At 64.3% G+C, this 2,816-nt stretch carries 2 protein-coding genes and 1 pseudogene; all 3 read left to right on the forward strand.

The features are described 5' to 3' along the window. The coding region (locus tag EOA38_RS32600; RefSeq protein ID WP_127301160.1) for a tyrosine-type recombinase/integrase at positions 1 to 781 on the forward strand (781 nt) is incomplete at its 5' end. A gap of 426 nt (positions 782 to 1,207) precedes the next feature. Next, positions 1,208 to 2,302 carry a hypothetical protein gene (locus EOA38_RS32605; protein ID WP_127301161.1) on the forward strand — a complete coding sequence of 365 codons (1,095 nt, stop codon included), beginning with the start codon at positions 1,208 to 1,210 and terminating at the stop codon, positions 2,300 to 2,302. Between the two features lie 9 nt (positions 2,303 to 2,311). Further along, positions 2,312 to 2,816: pseudogene (locus tag EOA38_RS32610) on the forward strand (integrase); the annotation flags it as partial.

The following is a 2,816-nucleotide window of genomic DNA, read 5'->3' on the forward strand; positions in this document are numbered from 1 at the left end:
AGCGCTGTCCGTTTCGACGATCGAGCGCCGGCTCTCCGGCCTCGCCTGGAACTTTACCCAGCGCGGTTTTGCCATCGACCGCGCCGATCGCCATATTTCCTCGGTGCTCGCCGGCATCCGCCGCAAGCACGCAAAGCCGCCGCGGCAGAAGGAGGCCGTGCTCAGCGACGACCTCATTGCGATGATCGCCACGCTTGGTCACGATCTCAGGGGCCTCCGCGACCGCGCCATGCTCCTGCTTGGCTTCGCCGGCGGCCTGCGCCGTTCCGAGATCGTCGGCCTCGACGTCACGCGTGACGATGACAGCGACGGCGCCGGCTGGATCGAGATCCTTCCGGGCAAGGGCGTGCTGGTGACGCTGCGTGGCAAGGGCGATCGCTGGCGCGAGGTCGAGGTCGGCCGCGGCTCCAGCGACCACACCTGCCCCGTGGTGGCGCTCGAGACCTGGATCAAGTACGGCCGCATCGCGCGAGGGCCCCTCTTCCGCCGCATCTTCAAGGACAACAAGACCGTCGACGTCGAGCGGCTCTCCGACAAGCATGTCGCCCGCTTGGTCAAGCAAACGGTGCTTGCTGCCGGTATCCGCTCCGATCTTCCGGATGCCGATCGCGGCCTGCTGTTCGCCGGCCATTCGCTGCGGTCCGGGCTCGCCTCGTCGGCCGAGATCGAGGAGCGCTACGTCCAGAAGCAGCTCGGCCATGCGTCGGCGGAAATGACCCGGAAATATCAGCGTCGGCGCGATCGGTTCCGGACCAACCTCACCAAGGCGTCGGGGCTATAAGAAGGCCCTCCCTCCCCCGACCGCAGCCGTAGTGGCGTAGCCGGGGCATGCAGGATTTTCACCTTAGCGCTTCAATTGAAATCGGGAAGTAAAACCGACATCGGCGCGCGCGAGCGGCCCGATCAGGCTGTTTAGGGACAAGCTCGAGAAATTGTAAGCCATTGATTCTGTTGTAGCCGATTCGCGTAACAGAAGCTATGTTTCACGTAACTTCCGTCACAGGTGATGATTCTGGCAAGAAATCTCCCTATCGATAATGACCGCTTATCGATAGTGATGGATTTGGCGGCGCAAATCAGCGAAACTCCTCACCCTGGATCGCTGGACAGGCCTGGAAACGTAGGGTTTCGGCGCTTGTCGTCTGCCTGGTTCAGTGGATTGGTTCGTCCGCTTGCGTGGACGACCTCGCGCGCAAGGGACGCCACTATGACCGCAGAGCCGATCCGCCTGCCCGATATCGCTTCCGTTCAAGCCGTCCTGAAAAGCCTCGAGCCGGTGTCGGCCGACGCCGAGCTCGCCCCTGCTCTTGCCAACGCCTTCCCCGGTTTTGAATTCACCGCAGCCTCGATCGACGATTTTTACTGGCGCGGCGACGCCCGCACCGTTTTGTCCCCCAGTGGCACACGCATTGGCGACCATCGCGCCTGGGTCGAGCGCGAGCTGGCCGACCTGAGCGGCGACCTCACTGCCTTCTGGAACCGACACCGAAGCGGCGACCTCCGGTTCACCGAATGGCGCGGCGCCAGCGTCTTCGCCTTCGCGCCCACCGGCCTCGGCGTCGCCGATTTTGTCCAGCTCTCGCTCGGCCGCGAGATCGAGGTTTTGGCCGGACCGGTGGTCGATCCCGATTATCGCCCTCATAACGCCGACGATCTTTTGGACCCGTCCTGGGTGCGGCGCGAGCCTGATGCGGTCGCGCCCGTGCTTGCCGGGCCCATCTACCGGCTGCGCGGCCGCGCTGGCGGCGGCATCGTTCACATGCGCAGTTTTCTAGCGCGCCAGGCGCGCATCGAACGCGAACAGCGGGCGGCGCGCCGACCGGGACTCGAGAACCGTGTCATTCACGAGGTCGGCTCCGAGAGTAAGCGGGATACTCCGTTCCTCGACGCCAATCCGGACTGGTTCGATTTTGTGCCGCGCGAAAACCGCTTTTTTGCCGACTGGCAGCGGTCGAGCGCTTGCGACCACCGCATCTTTGATCATTGGGCCTTCGACATTCACGATCTTGAGCATCGCGACCGGCGCGAGATCGGCTTTATCCCGCGACCTCTGCGGTTCCCCAGCGAACAGCTGCTGGCGGAAGACAGCGTCTCCGTGCATCGACTGATGGAGCGCATCGAGGCGATCGACGCCGAGGTGGGCCTGCCCTTCGCCTGGTTCTTTTTGATGACGCACGGGCACTGGGTCGATCCGGACGTCGGCGATGCGATCGCTGACGGCCTGCGCCAAGGCCGCGTGCGCCTGCCAGACCGCGATGCAGCCGTGCTGCTCGCCTGGGCAGACGAACCGTATCTGTTTTAAGCGAGCACCATGGACCTCCGGCTGCCAAAGCCCGCATCCGACCAAAAGCTGCGCCGCGCGGAGGCACTCGATGCGCTGGATTCGGTGCTGCCATTCGACCGGCGCGATTTTCTGGCCGAACTTTTGACCGACGACGACGTCGCCACGCTGCGCCATCTCGCCAGGGAAGGCATCGGCGAAAATTCTTTGCGCGCCCTGGCCTCGGATCTCGGTTACCTCGAAGCGTGGTCGCTGGCCGCGACCGGTTTTTCGCTGCCCTGGCCGGCGCCGGAGGCGCTGCTGATCAAATTCGTCGCGCATCACCTGTGGGATCCCGCAAAGCGTGAAACCGACGTTTCGCACGGCATGCCGGGAGACGTGACCGCGGCGTTGAAGTCGGCCAAACTGTTGCGTGTCGATGGACCGCACGCGCCGAACACCGTGCGCCGGCGTCTGTCCAGCTGGTCGACGCTGACCGGCTGGCGCGGTTTTGTGGGAAAATTCAATGCGCCAGGCCTGCGCAGCGCTATAAAAC

This window comes from Mesorhizobium sp. M1E.F.Ca.ET.041.01.1.1, assembly GCF_003997355.1.
Classification (GTDB): Bacteria; Pseudomonadota; Alphaproteobacteria; order Rhizobiales; family Rhizobiaceae; genus Mesorhizobium.